Consider the following 17,779-nt stretch of genomic DNA (forward strand, 5'->3'; position numbering starts at 1 on the left):
TACTTTCTTCGAGATATCACGATGAACACTTCGCTTTCGTCATCTGCCGGCGCGTCACGCTCATCATCGCGTCGCCACTCGTTAACTCTAGGCGCACTTGCGGCGGCCCTGATCGGCCTGGCCGGTTGCACGGTCGGCCCGAACTATGTGCGGCCAGAGGTGAAAACCAATGCCGACTACGCCAGCCAGTCGATGCTGCAGCAGCGCGACGCCACACGTGCCGCACCGGAGCTCGATGTTTGGTGGCAGGGTTTCGATGATCCAGAACTCACCCGCATCATCAGCCGCGTGATGGCCCAGAACCTCGACCTTGCTGCGGCAATGGCACGCGTGGACCAGGCACGCGCGGCCGCACGCGAGGCAGGTGCACAGCTCGCACCGCAAGGCAGTCTTGATGGCCAGGTGGTGCAGCAGCATCAATCGACCAAGGGCCCGCTGGGCGAGATCGCCAGCCAGACGCCCGGCTACAAGCGCTCTCAGACGCTGGAAACCCTGGGCGTTGGCGCAAGCTGGGAGCTTGATCTTGCCGGCGGCCTGCATCGTGGCGCCGAAGCGGCGGATGCCGAAGCGCAGGCAGCCGAAGCCAGCCAGGATGGCGTGCGCGTCTCCGTAGCCGCCGAGGCCGCGGACAGCTACTTCCAGGTGCGCGGTGCGCAGGAACGCATACGCCTTGCGCAGCAACAGATCGATACGGAAAGCCAGCTGCTCGAACTAGTGAAGGACAGGCTGGCCGGTGGCCTGGCGACTTCGCGCGAAGTGGCACAGGCACAGGCGCTGGTGTTGCAGGCCAAGACCACCTTGCCGCCGCTGCGCATCACGCTGGCGCAGCAGCTCAATCGCCTCGACGTGCTGATGGGCGCCGCGCCCGGCACCTACGCGGCGGAACTGAAGGATCACGCACCGACCTTCACCGTGCCGGTGATCGGCACCGATGGCGGCCCGGACATGCTGCTGCGCCGCCGCCCGGACGTGATCGCCGCCGAGCGCAAGCTCGCCGCATCGAACGCACGCATCGGCGTTGCCGTGGCCGAGTACTACCCGAAGGTGTCGCTGGGTGGCCTGCTCGGTTTTGAAAGCCTGCAGAGCGGCTCGCTGTTCTCCTCCCAGGCGTTCCAGCCGCAAGCCGTGCTGGGCCTGCATTGGCGCTTGTTCGACTTCGGTCGCGTGGATGCCGAAGTGGCGCAGGCCAAGGGTGCGAATGCCGAAGCGCTGGCGCAATATCGCCAGTCCATGTTGCGTGCCACCGAAGACGTGGAGAACGCCATCGTCTCGCTCGCGGAGCTGGAAACCCAGCACCGCGATCTGATCCTGGAAGTGCAGGCCCACGTGCAGGCCCGCGATGCCGCGCAGGATGCCTACAAGGGCGGTGCGGTAAGCCTGATCGAAGTGCTGGATGAAGATCGCCAGTTGCTAACTTCGCGCGACCAGCTTGCCCGCGTGCATGCCGACGACGCGCGCGCCGCAGTGGCTACGTTCCGTGCACTGGGTGGCGGCTGGTCCGGCAGCGAGGCGAAGGACGTGGCAGCGCGTTGAGCGCTGCCGTGCACGGGAGTTATTTCGAAGGTGCGGGCGTTGGCGGGACCTGGTCTTCCGCATCCGCCTTGAGCTCATTGGGATCACGCACACGTGGATCGTAACTCGTCATCAATGGCTGTCCGACCGGCGGCTTGTCGCGCAGACCCGCCACCTGATTTGCCGTCACCGCGCCGCCGCGATTACCCCAGCTGGAGCGGACGAAGGTGAGGATGTCCGCGATCTGCTGATTGTTCAACCGCTCGCGGAAGGCCGGCATGCTGAACTGCGTGGGCGCGTCGCGGCCGGCCGGCATGGTGGCGCCATGCAGCACCAGGCGCACAGCGGAGCCGGGATTCTCGCCGTTCAGCACGGGATTGCCGGCAAGCGCTGGATAGACCTGTCCATAGCCGTGGCCGTCGGTGCGATGGCAGGTGGCGCAGTTGTCGATATACAGCTGCGCACCCGGTGCGCTCACGTTGCCGCTGTAGAGCGCCGTGTGCGTGGCCGCGTCATAGGTCACCGCCTGTTCCTGCCGCGCCGCCGGCAAGGACTTCAGGAAGTGGACCATGGCAGCGAGATCCGCATCGCTCATGTACTGCGTGCTGTGCTCGATCACGTCGCTCATGCCGCCAAACACGGCACTGCGTTCGGTGCGGCCGGATTTGAGCAGGGCGATCAGCTCATCCTCCGGCACACTGCCAAGACCGCTGGCCAGTTCGCCGCGCAGGCTGGGCGTGACCCAGTTGTCGTTGACGCTGCCGCTGAGGTACGCCGGGCCATCCCTCGGACTCAATGCCTTCTCTTGCAGCGTGAATGCGCGCGGCGTGTGGCAGGCACCGCAATGCCCCAGGCCTTCCACCAGGTATTGCCCGCGCGCCATGGTCGCGTCGCCGGTGGCGGCGGTCTCGATCGGCGAGACCTTCGGCGCGAACAGCCAGCGCCAATAGGTGAGCGGCCAGCGCATGGACAGCGGCCAGTGGATGTCTTCGGCGTGGTTGTCCTGCTTCACCGGTTGCACGCTGTGCATGAAGTAGGCGTACAAGGCCTGGATGTCCTGATCGCTCACCTTCGCATACGACGGATACGGCATGGCGGGATAAAGCGTATGGCCGTCCGCATTGATGCCGCGACGTACCGCGCGCTCGAATTGGCCATAGCTGTACTTGCCGATGCCGGTATCCGGATCGGGCGTGATATTGGTGCTGTAAATCGTGCCGATCGGCGAGGCGATCGGCAGGCCGCCGGCATACGGCTTGCCGCCGGGTGCAGTGTGACAGGCGGCACAATCGCCGAGGCGGGCAAGGTATTCGCCCTGCTTGACCTGATCGGGCGTGGCCTCCGCTGCCTTTGCCGTTGGATCGCCGCCGCCACCGGGGAAAAGCATGGCAAGCAGCCATACGATTACCAGCAGCACGACCAGTACGACGATGACGCGCCACAAGCTGCTGCCACGACGAGGCTTCGCATAGGTGTTCATGCCTGCACCAGAGGCCCGGGATTCTTGAGATAGGTCTCGCGGATGGCCTTGACGGACATATACGTGAGGCCGCCGATTAGACCGGTCGGGTTGTAGCCAAGATTCTGCGGGAACGCCGACGCGCCCGTGACAAACACGTTGTGCACGTCCCAGTTCTGCTGGAAGCGATTCAATGCACTGGTTTCAGGCGAGCTGCCCTGGATCACGCCACCGGTGGTATGCGTGGTCTGGTATTGGCGCACGTCATAGTGGCCGCCGGGTTTGCGTATCGTCTGCGAGGTTTGCCTGGGCTTCATCGCATCGGCAATCTCCTGCGCCTTATCTGTCAGGAATTGCGTCATCTTGTATTCGTTGTCGTGCCAGTCGAAGGTGATGCGCAGCAGCGGCAGGCCAAACGAATCTTTATAGGTCGGGTCCAGATCAAGATAGCGATCGCGATAGGACATCACTGAGCCATGCGACTGCACGCCAGTGGTGTGCAGATAGCTGTCTTTCGCTGCGCGCTTCCACTTCTCGCCCCACGCCGGCGTACCCGGTGGCACCAGCAGTTGCTGGATCGGCCGGCCGCCGGTCTGTCCACCGAGGATGTAACCACCGCCCACGAATCCGTGCGGCCCGTGATCGAAGTGATCGGAGTTGAACTCGTCGATGATCTGGTTGCCGCCGGAGCCCGCGCCGATGAACGGATTGATCGCCACGTCCTTGTCGAAGAAGACGTTGACGTTGCTCATCATCTGGTACGCGTAGTTTTTGCCGATCACACCCTTGCCGGTGTTGGGATCGTACGGCGCACCGATGCCGGACATCAACATCAGGCGCACGTTGTGCATCTGGAACGCCGACACGATCACCAGGTCAGCAGGCTGCTCTACCTGCTGGCCCTGCGCATCGACGTAGGTGACGCCGGTGGCGCGCTTGCCGGTGGAGTCGAGGTTGATCTTGATCACGTGGCTATTGGTGCGCAGCTCGAAATTCGGCTTGCGCATCAGCACGGGAAGAATGGTGGTCTGTGGCGACGCCTTGGAATACATGAAGCAACCAAAGCGCTCGCAATAGCCGCACAGATTGCACGGACCCAGCCGCACGCCATGTGGATTGGTATACGGCCGCGACGCATTCGACGAGGGCTGCGGGAACGGCTTGTAGCCCTTCGAACGAGCCGCATCGGCAAAAAGTTTGGCGCCGTAGTTGTCGGCCACCGGCGGATTCGGATACTCGCGCTTGCGTACGCCCTCGAACGGATTGCCGCCATCCTTGATCTCGCCATTGAGATTGCCCGCGCGACCCGAGGTGCCGCACAGATACTCGAACTGATCGAGGAAGGGTTCCAGTTCGTCGTAGGTGACGCCGTAATCCTGGATCTGCATGTCCTCGGGCATGAATTTCTGCCCGTAGCGCTTGCTGATATGGCTATGGAATTCCAGGTCTTCCGGCGATGGCCGGTAGTGCTGCCCGTTCCAGTGGATGCCGGCGCCGCCCACGTTGTTGCCGAGCAGGAACGAACCGTACTGGCGATACGGCACGGCGGTTTCGTTGAGGTTGTGGCGGATCGTCACCGTCTCGCGCGCCAGCGGTTGAAACAGTTCGCCGCGGATGCCGTAAGCGAGCTCATCGGCATTGTGCGGATAGGTGAAATCAGGCGAGGTATCACGATAAGCGCCGCGTTCCAGCGCCAGGATCTTCAAGCCCGTATCGACCAGCTCCATGCCGATGATGGCGCCGGTCCAGCCAAAGCCGACCAGCACCACGTCGACCGGTTTCATGCGCATCATGATTTCGCCCCTTCGATCGACACCGGCCCAAATGGATAAACCTTGCCGGGCTGTTCGATCCAGTCGGCGTAGTCGGCGCGCGCGCCCGGAAAACCGATCATCTTCCAGGCGCCCATCAGCTTGTTGCCGCCGTACATCGGGTCGGCGAAATAGCCTTCCTTGGTGTTGGCCAGCAACTGGGTGAAGAAGGCGATCGCCGGGATATCGTCGAGCTGGATTTCACCCTTCTCCATCTGATGGAGGATGGCGTCGCGTTGCTCGGCCGGCAGCGCGGAGAACTTCTGGTTGTGCTGCTTCTGGCACCAGCTGTCGACCGAGGCGATGCCCTTGCGATAGAACTCGCGCGGCGTATAGCGCAGCTGGTAGCCAAGCGTGGCTGGCGCATCGGGCACGAACGGCCCCTGCATATACCAGAGGCCGCCATGGCCGTAGGCCGCTTCCATCTGGCGATCGAGAAATTCCGGCACACCCGCTTCGACGGCGCTGGGTCCGTCTTCATTGGGCGGGATCAATCGTTCCACCGCGGCCTGCAGGAATTCCCACTCGGGCGCCGTGAAATAACGTGGCGAGTACTTCGTTGCCGTGGCAGCTGCCGCAGGCGTAGCGGCCGTGCTGCTTTGCGTCTGCGCGATGGCGGAGGTTCCCAGCAGACTGACGGCAGGAACCGCCACCAGCGACTGTCGCAAAAAGTCGCGACGGGAAGGCGATCTGGGCTTGCTGGACATGACAACCCCTTACCAAGCGTGCGTTGCGTTCGCCGATCCTGACGCGACAGCTGAATGCAAAACGTGAAGGTTTGTTTACAGAACAAACGCAGCAGGCGAGCGGCTTGCGTGCGTTTTCCTGGAGGCGTTTGGACGCCCATCGTTCACAGTATGTCGACCGCACGCATGACGACTATCGGACTTTGGTGTTGTCGGGCGATCGACACGCTGCGCATCGCCAAGGAACAGAACGAACGCTTCCCTGGTTTCGAATCCGACGTGCAACCTCCCCTTGTGGGAGCGCACCCTGTGCGCGACCGCTGCGACGGGGCAGCGACTTCGGCAGTCGCGTTCGCGCACAGGGTGCGCTCCTACAGACATAATGTCTGCGACCTCAAAAGGGGATGGGCATGGACACCTTCCGCGAACAGAGCCTGTTGCGCCTTTCAATCGGCGCGACCTTCCTGGTCGGCGTGGCCTGCGTCACCGTGGGCTTGCTGATGCGCTCGCAGGCCCTCGCCTTCGACGGTTTCTACTCGCTGGTCGACGTGGTGCTCACGGCCGGATCGCTGGCGGTCTCCCATCTGGTCACCAGCGAGGGCAGCCGGCGCTTCCAGTTCGGCTACTGGCACCTGGAACCGCTGGTGCTGGTGTTCAATGCGGCGGTGCTCACCGCGATCTGCAGCTACGGCGGCTTCACCGCCTTGCATGGCCTGCTGACCGGCGGCCACGAGCTCGCCTTTGGTTTCGGCGCGGTGTGGGCGGCGATCATGGGCGTGGTCAGCGTGGCCATGGCGCTATATATGCGCCGCCAGGCCAATGCCCTGGGATCGGTACTGCTGCAACTGGATGCGAAGGGCTGGCTGATCGGCGGCGCCATCAGCGTCGCGGTGTTGGTGGGCTTTGCCCTGGCGGCCGTGATGCAGGGCGGCCCGCTTGACCACTGGACGCGCTACATCGATTCCACCGTGCTCTTGCTGCTGACGCTCGCGCTCTTGCCGCTGCCCCTTGGCAGCCTGTGGCAGGCGCTGCGCGAAGTGCTGCAACTGGCGCCCGATTCGCTCGACCAGCGCGTGCGTGATGTGATGACGGCGATGGTAGGGGAGCGCGGCTATCTCGATTTCACCAGCTACGTTGCCAAGATCGGGCGCATGCGGTTTATCGACATCCATATCCTGGTGGATGCGTCGCGACCGTTGGGTGATATGCGGGATGTGGATGCGGTGCGCAGCGACATCGCCAGTCGGCTGGGCAGCGATATTCGGGCCGAGTGGCTGACGATTGTTTTCACCGGCAAGCGCGAATGGATGTAAGCCGCGATCACCTTGTAGGAGCGCACTTGTGCGCGACAACCCGGCGAAGCGGTGAACTGCAACTCTGCGGTCGCGCACAAGTGCGCTCCTACAAGGTGACCGCAGGCAGCGAAAACCTACCCCCGCTTCTGCAACCAATCCCCCAGCTGCTTCAACACCTGACTGCGCGCGGGCTCAGCCTCATTGAACAGCTCGCGATACGGCCGCGAGTGGATGTAAGCCGCTGCGATGTCCCCAACTGTGGGAGCGCACCCTGTGCGCGACGGCCACGCTGGGGTGTACCGCTTCGTAGGTTTGTCGCGCACAGGGTGCGCTCCCACAAGGTGCGCCGTCCGTCGCGGGACAGCGGCGGAGAAACTACCCCCGCTTCTGCAACCAATCCCCCAGCTGCTTCAACACCTGGCTGCGCGCGGGCTCGGCTTCATTGAACAGCTCGTGATACAGCGAATCGAAATAGCGCGTGGTGACTTTGTTGCCGGCCCAGCTGGCCGATGAAAAATCGCGGCTGCCGGAGGGATTGACCAGCTTGTCCGCCCCCGCCACCAGCAGCAGGGTGGGGATGGCGAGCTTCGATGCATCGGCGACTGCCGCGTCGCCTGCGCGGAAAATGAAATCCGCCAGGCGCGGCGTGATCCAGCCATGCCGCAGCGGATCGCGGCGATAGGCCGGTTCCACCTGCGGATCATGCGAGAGCTTGTCGAACGGCAATCCATTCGGCAGCGGTAGATTGGGCAGCGACCTGGCCAGTGTGGCCGCCAGCTTCTGTCGCCACACCGGCTCCCAGGTGCGCAGGGAAGGGGAGGACAGCACCATCGCCCCGGGCTGCACGCGGCGGTCGAGCACGGCGCGCGCCGCGACCAGGCCGCCCATGCTGTGGCCTAGCAACAGCGGCCGCTGTGGCCGGGCCTGAGCGTAGTCGTTGTAGACGATCGCCAGGTCTTCGAGCAGATCATCCGGATGGGACAGCGCGCCGCGCCGTCCGGGCGACTGGCCGTGGCCACGCTGGTCGTAGCTGCGCACCGCATAGCCGCGCGTGCGGAACCACGCGGCCAGGCGCTGGTAGCGACCGCTGTGCTCGCCCAGCCCATGCACGATCAGCACGGCGTCCTGCGCCCGGCTGCTGGGCCAGTCGCGCACGAACAGCGTCTGGCCATCGGCCATGGTGAGGGTGTGGGAGCGTTCGCTGCCCTGGTCGCCCGGGTGGTTCACATTGCGCACTCGACGGTAAAGGCCTGCATTCTGCAACAAGCGACGCATTTTTGGCGCTCTGCCATGCGGCCAAACAAAAGGGGAGCGGACTGGCCGGCTCCCCTTGACGCACTGCACGACCGGCGCGGGCGCCGGCCGGATCATCAGAAGTCCGCGCGGAACTCCACGCCAATAATGCGCGGGTCGTTGACGAACGCGGTGCGGTTGTTGAAGTCGATCGCACCGGTGATGTACTGCTTGTTGGTGATGTTGCGGCCGTACAAGGCGATTTCGCGCTTGCCGAAATCCCAGTTGTAGCCCACGCGCACGCCACCCTCGAGCATCGGCTTGCCGCGGAATTCCTCCGAGTCGTACAGGAAGAAATTCACTTCGCTGCGGTAGGCCCAGTCGGTGTAGATGAAGAACTCGCCACTCTCGCCATAGGGGATGCCGTAGCGCGCGGTGAAGTTGCCGATCCACTGCGGTGCGTTCGGCAGCGGGTTGCCGTTGACCAGCGCATTGCCGTCGGCGTTGAGCGGATCGAGCACGGTGCAGCCCGAGCCGCACACGGCCACGGCCAGGTTCGGGTCGTCCAGCTTGGTGTGGTTGTAGCTGCCGCCGGCGGTGAGGACGAAGTTCGGCGTCACGTACGCTTCCAGATCGAACTCGGCGCCGTAGCCTTCGGTCTTCTTCGCGTTGATCAGGCGCGTGACGTTGATGTCGCCGCCCACCGCGGTGAGCTGCTGGTTGTGCATGGTGTAGTCGTACACGTCGGCGTTGAAACGCAGACGGTTGTCCATGCCGGTGGTCTTCACGCCCAGCTCGTACGAGGTGATCGTCTCGGGCTTGGCCTGCGAGATGAAGTCGGCAAACAGCACGCGGCCCTGCACGCTCGGTGCGCGGAAACCGTTGGCGATACGGCCATACACGTTGACGTTGGGATTGAGTTCCCAGGTGCCGGTGAGGTCGCCGCTCCAGCGCGCGTCATGCGGGTTGGCGCTAAGCGACAGCGGGCCGCCGCCGATCGGCGACAGGATGCGATCAACGTGGAAGTCGCGCGAATCGTGCGACCAGCGCGTACCGGCACGCACGTCGAAATCGTCGGTGATGTGATAGTCGGCCGAACCGAACACCGCATATGCCTTGGTGGTCTGCGCCTGCTGCGCATAGCCGTCCATCACGTGGTTGGCCAGCGTGTTGTAGTCGTAATTGACGATCGCGATGTTTTCGTAGAAGTAGTACGCGCCGACCTGCCAGTTCAGGCGATCCTGCTGGTTGCTGGCCAAGCGAACTTCCTGCGTGATCTGGCGATCGTGCGGCAGCGCATCGGCGGTTTCCGACGGGAACGGCGTGACGGCCTTGTCCTGGCTGGGATTCAGCGGAATGGCGATACCGCCGTCCACGTCGCCGAGGCTGTACGTGGTGGCCTTCTCGAAACCGGTGATGGAGGTGAGCGTGTAATCACCCAGGTTCCAGGTGAGGTGCAGGTTGCTGCCCCACGAGAACAGGTGCTGGCGGTTGAGGCCGTCCTGATACACCACGTTGCGGTCAAAACCCTGGACCAGGCTGTCGCTGCCCAGCGGAATCGCGTTGGCGCGGTTGACCATCGCGCTGCCATCCAGCCAGCGGCCGTGCACATTGATCAGCGCGTTGAAATCCTGCACGTCGTACATGGCCTGCAGACGCACGGCGCGGTCGTTGTAGCCGCCCAGGTCGTCCTTCTTACCGGTGTAGTCGTTGTCGATCCAGCCGTCGCGATGCTGCGCCAGCGCCGACACACGGCCCGACCAGTTGCCGCCCAGCGAGCCACCGAGTGCGGCTTCAGCATTGGCGGTGCCCTTCGTGCCGTAAGAAGCCTTGGCGTAACCGCTGGTATCCTGGCTCGGCTTCACCGAGTCGAACTTGATCACGCCCGCCGGCGAGTTACGGCCGAACATGGTGCCCTGCGGGCCGCGCAACACTTCGACCTGCTGCAGGTCGAACAGCGGGAAGCCCTTGAGGATGGGGTTTTCCTGCACGATGTCGTCGTACACCATCGACACAGGCTGCGACGCATTCAGATCGAAGTCGCTGTTGCCCAGACCGCGGATATAAAAACGCGGGAACTCACGACCGTAGGAAGTCTCGGCGTACACGCTCGGCGCGCGGCCGGCGAGCTGCAGCACGGTGTCACCCGCCTGGCCGTAATTGCTCAATTGCTCCGCCGTCACCACCGTCATGGAGACCGGCACCTTCTGCAGGTTTTCGACGCGCTTTTCAGCGGTCACGTTGATGGTTTCGAGCTGGACGGCCTTGCCGCTTTGTCCCTTGGCCGCGCTAGCGGCGGGTGGGGTCGCGTCCTGTGCGAAAGCAGTCGTTCCTGCGGCAAGGGCACTGGCAATGGAAAGGGCGAGCAACGCGAAACGCGTCTGGCTGGCGGCGGTCATTGGATGGTCCCCGGAGAATGGAAGCAAAGAGCGGATAGAGGCGGAAAACGCCGCAAGAAGTCAGCGTAAGAAGGCGGCTTAACGATATTGTCACGTAATTCTGGCAAGGGTTGAAGCGAATTTTCTTTCGAAAAGTTGGCAAAACCCCTTGACGCCCCCATGTCTCTCCCTCTGAGAGCGGCTTGAGCGACACTTAAGTCCATGCCCCTGCACGATTTTCATCCAGCAGTTGCGGCCTGGTTCCAGGGAGCCTTTCCTGAACCCACGGCGCCCCAAAAAGCGGCTTGGCCATCCATACGGTCAGGCCGGCACACGCTTGTGGCCGCACCGACAGGCTCAGGCAAGACGCTGACGGCGTTTCTCTCCGCCATCGATGGCCTGGTGCGCGAAGGCCTGGCCCACGACGGCGCACTGCCTGAAGCCACCACCGTGGTCTACGTGTCGCCGCTCAAGGCACTGTCCAACGACATCCGCATCAATCTGGAAGCGCCGCTGGAAGGCATCCGCGCCGAACTGGCCAAACTAGGCCTGCCCGATGTGGACATCCGGACGGCCGTACGCACCGGCGACACACCGCAGGCCGAGCGCAACCTGATGCGCAAGCAGGCGCCGCATATCCTGGTGACCACGCCCGAATCGCTATACATCCTGTTGGGCTCTGAGTCGGGTCGCAGCATGTTGTCGACGACGCGCACGGTGATCGTGGATGAAATCCATGCGCTCGCTAACAGCAAGCGTGGCGCGCATCTGGCGTTGTCGTTGGAGCGGTTGGAGTCGTTGTGTCAGCGACGACTGTTGCGGATTGGGTTGTCGGCGACGCAGAAGCCGATTGAGGATGTGGCGAAGTTTTTGGTGGGGGCAGATGCTCTGCTCCCTCTCCCCTCCGGGGAGAGGGCTGGGGTGAGGGGCCAATCTAGCGATACGCTCGCAAAGAAGCGCGCTTCGAAAAAGACCGAGGCAAGCCCCGACCCCTCATCCGACCCTTCGGGCCACCTTCTCCCCGCAGGGGAGAAGGAAAACAGCGTCAACATCATCGACGTCGGCCACGCCCGCGACCGCGATCTGGCCATCGAAGTCCCCCCAGTCCCCCTCGAAGCCGTCATGTCCAACGACTGCTGGGAACTGATCTACAACCGCCTCACCCAACTGGTCGAGTCGCATCGCACCACCCTGGTCTTCGTCAACACCCGCCGCATGGCCGAACGCGTGGCACGCCACTTGTCCGAACGCATGGGCAAGGAAGCCGTCGCCGCGCATCACGGCAGCCTCGCCAAGGAACAACGCCTTGACGCCGAGCAGCGCCTCAAGCGCGGCGACCTGCGCGTGCTGGTGGCCACCGCATCGCTGGAACTGGGCATCGACATCGGCGACGTGGATCTGGTGTGCCAACTCGCATCACCGCGTTCCATCGCCGCCTTCCTGCAGCGCGCCGGCCGCTCCGGCCACGCCGTCAACGGCACGCCCAAGGCTCGCCTGTTCCCCACCTCGCGCGACGACCTGGTGGAATGCACCGCACTACTCGATTGCGTGCGCCGCGGCGAACTCGACACCCTGATCCAGCCGCCGCAACCACTGGACGTGCTCGCGCAACAGATCGTGGCGGAAGTCGCCTGCCAGGAATGGAGCGAAGACGCGCTCTACGACACGCTGCGTCGCGCCTATCCCTACCGCGATCTCACCCGCGAGCAGTTCGATGCCACCGTGCGCATGCTGGCCGACGGCTTCACCACGCGGCACGGCCCACGCGGTGCGTATATCCATCGCGATGCCGTGAACCGGCAATTGCGTGCCCGCCGCAATGCGCGACTCACCGCCATCACCTCCGGCGGCGCCATTCCCGACACCGCCGATTACCTGGTGGTGCTGGAGCCGCAGGCCACCATCATCGGCACCGTCAACGAAGACTTCGCCGTGGAAAGCCTCGCCGGCGACGTGTTCCAGCTGGGCAACACCAGCTACCGCATTCTTCGCGTCGAGCGCGATCGCCTGCGCGTGGAAGATGCCCAGGGCGTGCCGCCGAATATCCCGTTCTGGCTGGGCGAAGCGCCCGGCCGCAGCGCCGAGTTGTCGCATGGCGTGTCGCGCCTGCGCGAGGAAATCGCCACGCGTCTCGACGAAGGCGGCGTGCCAGCCGTGCTGCATTGGCTGATGCACACGCTCGGCATGAACGAGTCTTCCGCGCAGCAGCTGGCCGAATACATGGCCGCCGCCAAGGCCGCGCTGGGCGTGCTGCCCACGCAGGAAACGCTGGTGTTCGAGCGCTTCTTCGACGAATCGGGCGGCACCCAGCTGATCATCCACACGCCCTGGGGCAGCCGCATCAATCGCGCCTGGGGCCTGGCGCTGCGCAAGCGCTTCTGCCGCCAGTTCAATTTCGAACTGCAGGCAGCGGCCACCGAAGACGCCATCGTGCTGTCGCTGTCCACCAGCCACAGTTTTCCGCTGGAAGAAGTGGCGCACTACCTGCACTCCAACACCGCCGAACACGTGTTGATCCAGGCCTTGCTGGACGCGCCGCTATTCCCCGCGCGCTGGCGCTGGAACGCCACCACCTCGCTGGCCCTGCCGCGCTTCCAGGGCGGCAAGAAAGTGCCGCCGCAACTGCAGCGCATGAAGAGCGAAGACCTGCTCGCCGCCGTCTTCCCCGATCAGGTGGCCTGCCTGGAAAACATCGTCGGCGAGCGCGAGATCCCAGATCACCCGCTGGTCAACCAGACCATGCACGACTGCCTGCGCGAAGCGATGGACGTCGACGGGCTGCTGCACATCCTGCACGGCCTGGAAGACGGCTCCATCCAGGTAGTCGCGCGCGACCTGGCCGCCCCCAGTCCGCTCGCCAGCGAAGTACTCACCGCCGCGCCGTACGCCTACCTCGACGACGCACCGCTGGAAGAACGCCGCACCCAAGCCGTGCAATCCCGCCGCTGGTCCGACCCCGAAAGCGCCGACGACCTCGGCCGCCTCGATCCCGACGCCATCGCCTCGGTACGCGAAGAAGCATGGCCGCAAGTGCGCAGCGCCGATGAAATGCATGAGGCCCTCACCATTCTCGGCGGCATCACGCAGAGCGAAGCAGATGCGAACGAAGGCTGGAACGACTGGCTAAAGAGCTTGGCCAAAAATTCCAGGGCCACGCGCTTGGCTCCCTCTCCCCTCCGGGGAGAGGGTTGGGGTGAGGGGTCACTCTTGCCCCAGTCCAGCTCCGCGCACATCTGGACCACCGCCGAATCCCTACCCAAGTGGCAAGCCGTCCACCCAACGGCGACGCTGCACCCACCCATCGATACCCCGGCCGAATACGCCGCGCAACCCTGGACCCACGAAGACGCCCTACTCGAACTAGTCCGCGGCCGCCTGACCGGCTCCGGCCCCATCACCGTCGCGCAACTCGCCACATCACTCCAAGTCGAGCCCAGCGCCATCGACCTCGCACTGCTGCGCCTTCAATCCGAAGGCTACGTCATGCAAGGTCACTTCACGCCCGGCACGCACGACATCGAATGGTGCGAACGCCACCTGCTCGCACGCATCCACCGCTACACCATCGGCCGTCTGCGCCGCGAAATCGAACCCGTCAGCCGCCGCGACCTGATGCGCTTCCTGTTCGAATGGCAGCACGTAGCCCCCGGCGCACGCCTCAGCGGCCCCGATGCACTCCCGGCCGTGCTGACCCAACTGGAAGGCTTCGAAGCCGCCGCCGGCGCCTGGGAAAGCGAACTGCTGCCGACGCGCATCAACGACTACTCCATCACCTGGCTGGACGAGCAAATCCGCGCCGGCCGCGTCAGCTGGAGCCGCCTGCGCAGCGGCACCGGCAATGGCGGCGGCCCCGTGCGCGCCACGCCCATCGTCCTGCTGCCACGCCGCAGCTCGCCCATCTGGACCAACGCCGCGGCCACCGATGCGAACCCGCAGGACATCGTCGTCTCCTCACGCGCGCAAGCCGTGCTCGACGCATTGCGCGACCACGGCGCCCTGTTCTTCGACGAACTGCTGAGCGACACCCACCTGCTGCGCACCGAACTCGAAGACGCCCTGGGCGAACTCGTCGCCGCCGGCCGCGTCACCGCCGACAGCTTCGCCGGCCTGCGCGCCCTGCTAGTCCCCGCCGCCAAACGCGACGCAAACCGCCACCGCCGCCTGCGCAGACACATGCTCACCGGCATCGAAGACGCCGGCAGATGGTCATTAGTAAGGTCAAACCGCGCAACTCTTCTCCCCTCCGGGGAGAAGATGCCCGGCAGGGCAGATGAGGGGCGGGTGCTCGCGGCAAGGTCGCCAAATGCGAGCACCAAACTCGACCCCGACCACCTGGAACACATCGCCCGCAGCCTCCTCCGCCGCTACGGCGTCATCTTCTGGAAACTGCTGGAGCGAGAAGCCTCCTGGCTCCCCACCTGGCGCGAACTCCTACGCGTCTACCACCGCCTGGAGGCACGAGGCGAAATCCGCGGCGGCCGCTTCGTCGAAGGCCTCGTCGGCGAACAATTCGCCCTACCCGAAGCCATCACCCGCCTGCGCGCCGTACGCCAGCAAGAGCCGCAAGGCGAACTCGTCCTCATCAGCGGCTCCGACCCACTCAACCTGGTCGGCACCGTCCTGGCCGGCAACAAACTCCCCGCCGTCACCGGCACCCGCGTGCTCTACGAAGACGGCGCCGCCGTAGCGGCCTGGGTCGCCAACAAACCGCAATGGCTGGTGGAATCGACCACCGCCCAGCAACAGCTGTGGCGCAACGCATTGCTGCGCCGCGCGGATGCGGATGGTCTTAAAGCGGATGCGCGAGCTGCGGGCTTCTAGCTCGCCATTCCGGCAAGCGCCCTGAAAAAGGGAAGGGCGGCGGTGTTTCTTAGCTCGTCATTCCGGCGAAAGCCGGAATCCAGCGCCTCTATGGCCGGCTGTCGCGCGTGATATCCATCGGGCTCTTCAGAACCCAGCCATCACTCACTGTAATCCCCGATATAAACCAACAACCCATCCCTCTCCCGAAACTCACTGCGCCCATTCAACGTAATCGACTGCCCCGCCCGCACCCCATTAGGCAGGTCAACCGCAAACGTCCCATCAAACAGGATATGCACCGTCGCCGTCCCGTCGCGCTCCTCATAGGCAAGAATCACCTGCCGCCGCGCCGAAAACAGAAAGCTCGAACTCTGCGCCAGATGCCGCAGCTCATCGACCCCAAACGTCCGCACGCTCAACACCCCGGCCGTATAGTTCTCGAACACCACCTCGCGATGCATCGTCGCCGTCATGCCGTCGACATCCATGCGGTTATAGGCAGCCAGGTAACGTTCGATCAGCTCGCGCATGGCGCATCCTTCAAAAAAGCAGGCGCCAACACCGGCGCGACAGCGCAAAGTCTACGTTAACCGCGCCAGACAGCCGAATTCCCACCCCAAAACCCACCCACCCCCGTCGACGCCCCCTCCCGACCCCGCTACCATGTCCGCCCCAAGCCAGCGCAACGCCGGCACGCATGGGCCTATAGCTCAACGGTTAGAGCAGGGGACTCATAATCCCTTGGTTCGAGGTTCGAATCCTCGTGGGCCCACCAAATTTGCAAGTCTTCTGGGACTTGTGTTCGGGAAAGCATAGTTTGGCCGTTTCAGCCAGACTTTGCTTTACGTAATGCATAGTTTGACTGCCCCCAGAGAATGTACCCGCGGTCCTTGTCGGCACTGAGTTAACCCCACCGGTCGGGCCGGGCAGTATCCGATCTAGCCGCGCAGGGGGATTCCCTTGAGGGGGAGCCCGCGGAAGTGGCAGATGAGAGCAACCGTCCCTTATGTGGTGCCATTCAAGCGTGAGGGTAGATATGGCAAGACTGGCACCAAGTCGAACCTCAAAATCGAAGCCCAATCTCCCTCCGCAAAAGATTCTTTGGCAGACCGGTCTTGGCCATTAAGACACGGAGAAGCCCTTTTCGTGAGAGGGGCGTTTGGGGGTGACAGGCCCACGTCGCGACCGTTTCTCGCACAGCTCGCTTGGCACGGATACTTCGTTGCCGCCTAGCCAGCCTTTGGGCTTGATTCCACTTAGTAACCAAACGGGCCGCTTCCTTGGGGCAGTGGTACCTGAGAGCCCCAACTGACACATTAAGTGATCGCGCAACCTGTCGGAGCGACATCGGTTCACGATTGCGAGTTTGAAGGGCAGTCTTGAGATTGATAGTCAGTGCGCGCTTGTCGACGCAGTTATTCCTCGTTCGCGGTGCGAGGGACTCAGGAAGCGGTTGCTCAGAACTAAAAAGAAATGAGCGGTTGACCCCTTCGGCCTGTCCAAGCAAAAGATCAACCAAAGGTACATCAAGGCGATACGCAACTCGTCTCGCCGTTACTAGGGTGATCGACTCCTTGGGATCGGCAAACCGCACGCACTCCTCTCGAGGTATTCGCTGCCATAAGCGGGCCTCTCTCTGAGTCATGCTGGCGCGATTGAAGAAAGCCCTGATGACATTGGATAGCCCGCCGCGTGGGAATGAGACGCCAGGATGCGCCGCCTGAAATTGGACCAATGAAACGAGATCGTATGCGGCATCAATTGGATCTCTTATGAGTACATCGTCAGATGTAGGGCCTGCCAACGAGTTTCCACAATGCAAGCAATGCCCGATCGAACGGGGCATCGCCCATGTGCTCTGGTGGCTTCCACAGACCGGGCACCGCGAGCGCAATGCCAGATGATGGTGGTTGCATACATTCATCGCCTCTAGAAACCAAACGACCTTCAGATACGGCGGTAGGCCACTTTTAATTTGCTCCGAAAAACAGGCAGGACACCAACGCACCTTTGCCGAAAAACAAAGCGTAGGACGGTTAAGTGCGTTCCGGAGGCAGAGTAGCGTGGCGGACTGAAGTGCCATCTCACTTTCATAACCAGCCTCACCCAGTGCCTGTACGACAGCATCTGTGCTGGAATTTGGCCTAACTAGCGCTGACAGGGGTGCGGATCTGATGTTTTGAACTTGTTTGCCAAATCCGCCCTTCTGGCGATCAGCGATAGCCTTAATCAGCAGGCTCGTCGACACGCCGTGGCATATCGCAAGGCGAAGCAAGAATGAGGGAAGAGCCTCAATATCTTCGGAGCCCTTCCCGAGCAGCATGAGTGGAAGGAGCCACGCCATAGCTAGACCCGACCATTCCTAGGGTTCCGTCGTGCCTTCTTCTGGAATGGCCGGTTGGAAGTCCTGGTTCGGTCGGAAGACCCTGTGCCTTCCTTACGGGTGGTGTATGAGCGGGCGTGTGCAGAATTTTGTGTAACCGGGGTTTGGGTTACCGCTGAGGAAGTCGTTCCTCGAACTGAATCGTAAAGCGGTTCAATGCAGCCTTCCAGTCGCGGATCGGCAGCGTCCATTTCTTGCTGATGTTGCGCAGGGCCAGGT

10 protein-coding genes and 1 tRNA gene are annotated in these 17,779 nt (G+C 63.4%); 4 read left to right on the top strand and 7 right to left on the bottom strand.

Going from position 1 to position 17,779, the window contains the following annotated elements:
* Positions 1–21: 21 nt before the first annotated feature.
* The gene (locus tag AB4Y82_RS19110; RefSeq protein ID WP_441602045.1) at positions 22–1,533 is read left to right on the top strand and encodes an efflux transporter outer membrane subunit; all 1,512 of its coding nucleotides are present in this window, start codon (positions 22–24) and stop codon (positions 1,531–1,533) included.
* 19 nt (positions 1,534–1,552) lie between these two features.
* Here AB4Y82_RS19110 and AB4Y82_RS19115 read toward each other — a convergent pair whose 3' ends face one another.
* From AB4Y82_RS19115 to AB4Y82_RS19125, 3 genes are read right to left on the bottom strand one after another with little or no spacing between them, the layout of a single operon-like run.
* Positions 1,553–2,992, bottom strand: coding sequence for a c-type cytochrome (locus tag AB4Y82_RS19115; protein ID WP_441602046.1), 1,440 nt, complete (start codon positions 2,990–2,992; stop codon positions 1,553–1,555).
* Complete coding sequence (locus AB4Y82_RS19120) at positions 2,989–4,764, bottom strand: GMC family oxidoreductase (RefSeq protein WP_441602047.1); 1,776 nt, start codon at positions 4,762–4,764, stop codon at positions 2,989–2,991. The genes AB4Y82_RS19115 and AB4Y82_RS19120 overlap by 4 nt, the downstream gene beginning before the upstream one ends.
* A complete protein-coding gene (locus tag AB4Y82_RS19125) occupies positions 4,761–5,489 on the bottom strand; it encodes a gluconate 2-dehydrogenase subunit 3 family protein (protein ID WP_441602048.1) in 729 nt (242 codons plus the stop codon). The genes AB4Y82_RS19120 and AB4Y82_RS19125 overlap by 4 nt, the downstream gene beginning before the upstream one ends.
* A gap of 389 nt (positions 5,490–5,878) precedes the next feature.
* Here AB4Y82_RS19125 and AB4Y82_RS19130 point away from each other — a divergent pair, with 389 nt between their 5' ends.
* Positions 5,879–6,781: a cation diffusion facilitator family transporter gene (locus tag AB4Y82_RS19130; RefSeq protein ID WP_441602049.1), complete on the top strand. Its 903-nt coding sequence runs from the start codon at positions 5,879–5,881 to the stop codon at positions 6,779–6,781.
* Positions 6,782–7,138: 357 nt separating this feature from the next.
* Here the strand turns inward: AB4Y82_RS19130 and AB4Y82_RS19135 are convergent, their stop codons facing one another.
* Positions 7,139–8,038, bottom strand: a complete 900-nt coding sequence (locus AB4Y82_RS19135) for an alpha/beta hydrolase (protein ID WP_441602050.1) — start codon at positions 8,036–8,038, stop codon at positions 7,139–7,141.
* Between the two features lie 95 nt (positions 8,039–8,133).
* Positions 8,134–10,395: a TonB-dependent receptor gene (locus AB4Y82_RS19140; RefSeq protein ID WP_441602051.1), complete on the bottom strand. Its 2,262-nt coding sequence runs from the start codon at positions 10,393–10,395 to the stop codon at positions 8,134–8,136.
* A 201-nt stretch (positions 10,396–10,596) separates the two neighbouring features.
* Here AB4Y82_RS19140 and AB4Y82_RS19145 point away from each other — a divergent pair, with 201 nt between their 5' ends.
* Complete coding sequence (locus tag AB4Y82_RS19145) at positions 10,597–15,195, top strand: DEAD/DEAH box helicase (RefSeq protein WP_441602052.1); 4,599 nt, start codon at positions 10,597–10,599, stop codon at positions 15,193–15,195.
* 140 nt (positions 15,196–15,335) lie between these two features.
* On the opposite strand, the gene AB4Y82_RS19150 is transcribed toward AB4Y82_RS19145, so the two are convergent.
* Positions 15,336–15,707, bottom strand: a complete 372-nt coding sequence (locus AB4Y82_RS19150; RefSeq protein ID WP_441602053.1) for a nuclear transport factor 2 family protein — start codon at positions 15,705–15,707, stop codon at positions 15,336–15,338.
* A 169-nt stretch (positions 15,708–15,876) separates the two neighbouring features.
* Between AB4Y82_RS19150 and AB4Y82_RS19155 the strand changes: the two genes are divergently transcribed.
* Positions 15,877–15,952 (top strand) — tRNA-Ile (locus AB4Y82_RS19155).
* 288 nt (positions 15,953–16,240) lie between these two features.
* On the opposite strand, the gene AB4Y82_RS19160 is transcribed toward AB4Y82_RS19155, so the two are convergent.
* The gene (locus tag AB4Y82_RS19160) at positions 16,241–17,521 is read right to left on the bottom strand and encodes a TniQ family protein (protein ID WP_441611573.1); all 1,281 of its coding nucleotides are present in this window, start codon (positions 17,519–17,521) and stop codon (positions 16,241–16,243) included.
* Between the last annotated feature and the right edge of the window lie 258 nt (positions 17,522–17,779).

This window comes from Dyella sp. 2YAF14, from assembly GCF_052114725.1.
Classification (GTDB): Bacteria; Pseudomonadota; Gammaproteobacteria; order Xanthomonadales; family Rhodanobacteraceae; genus Dyella.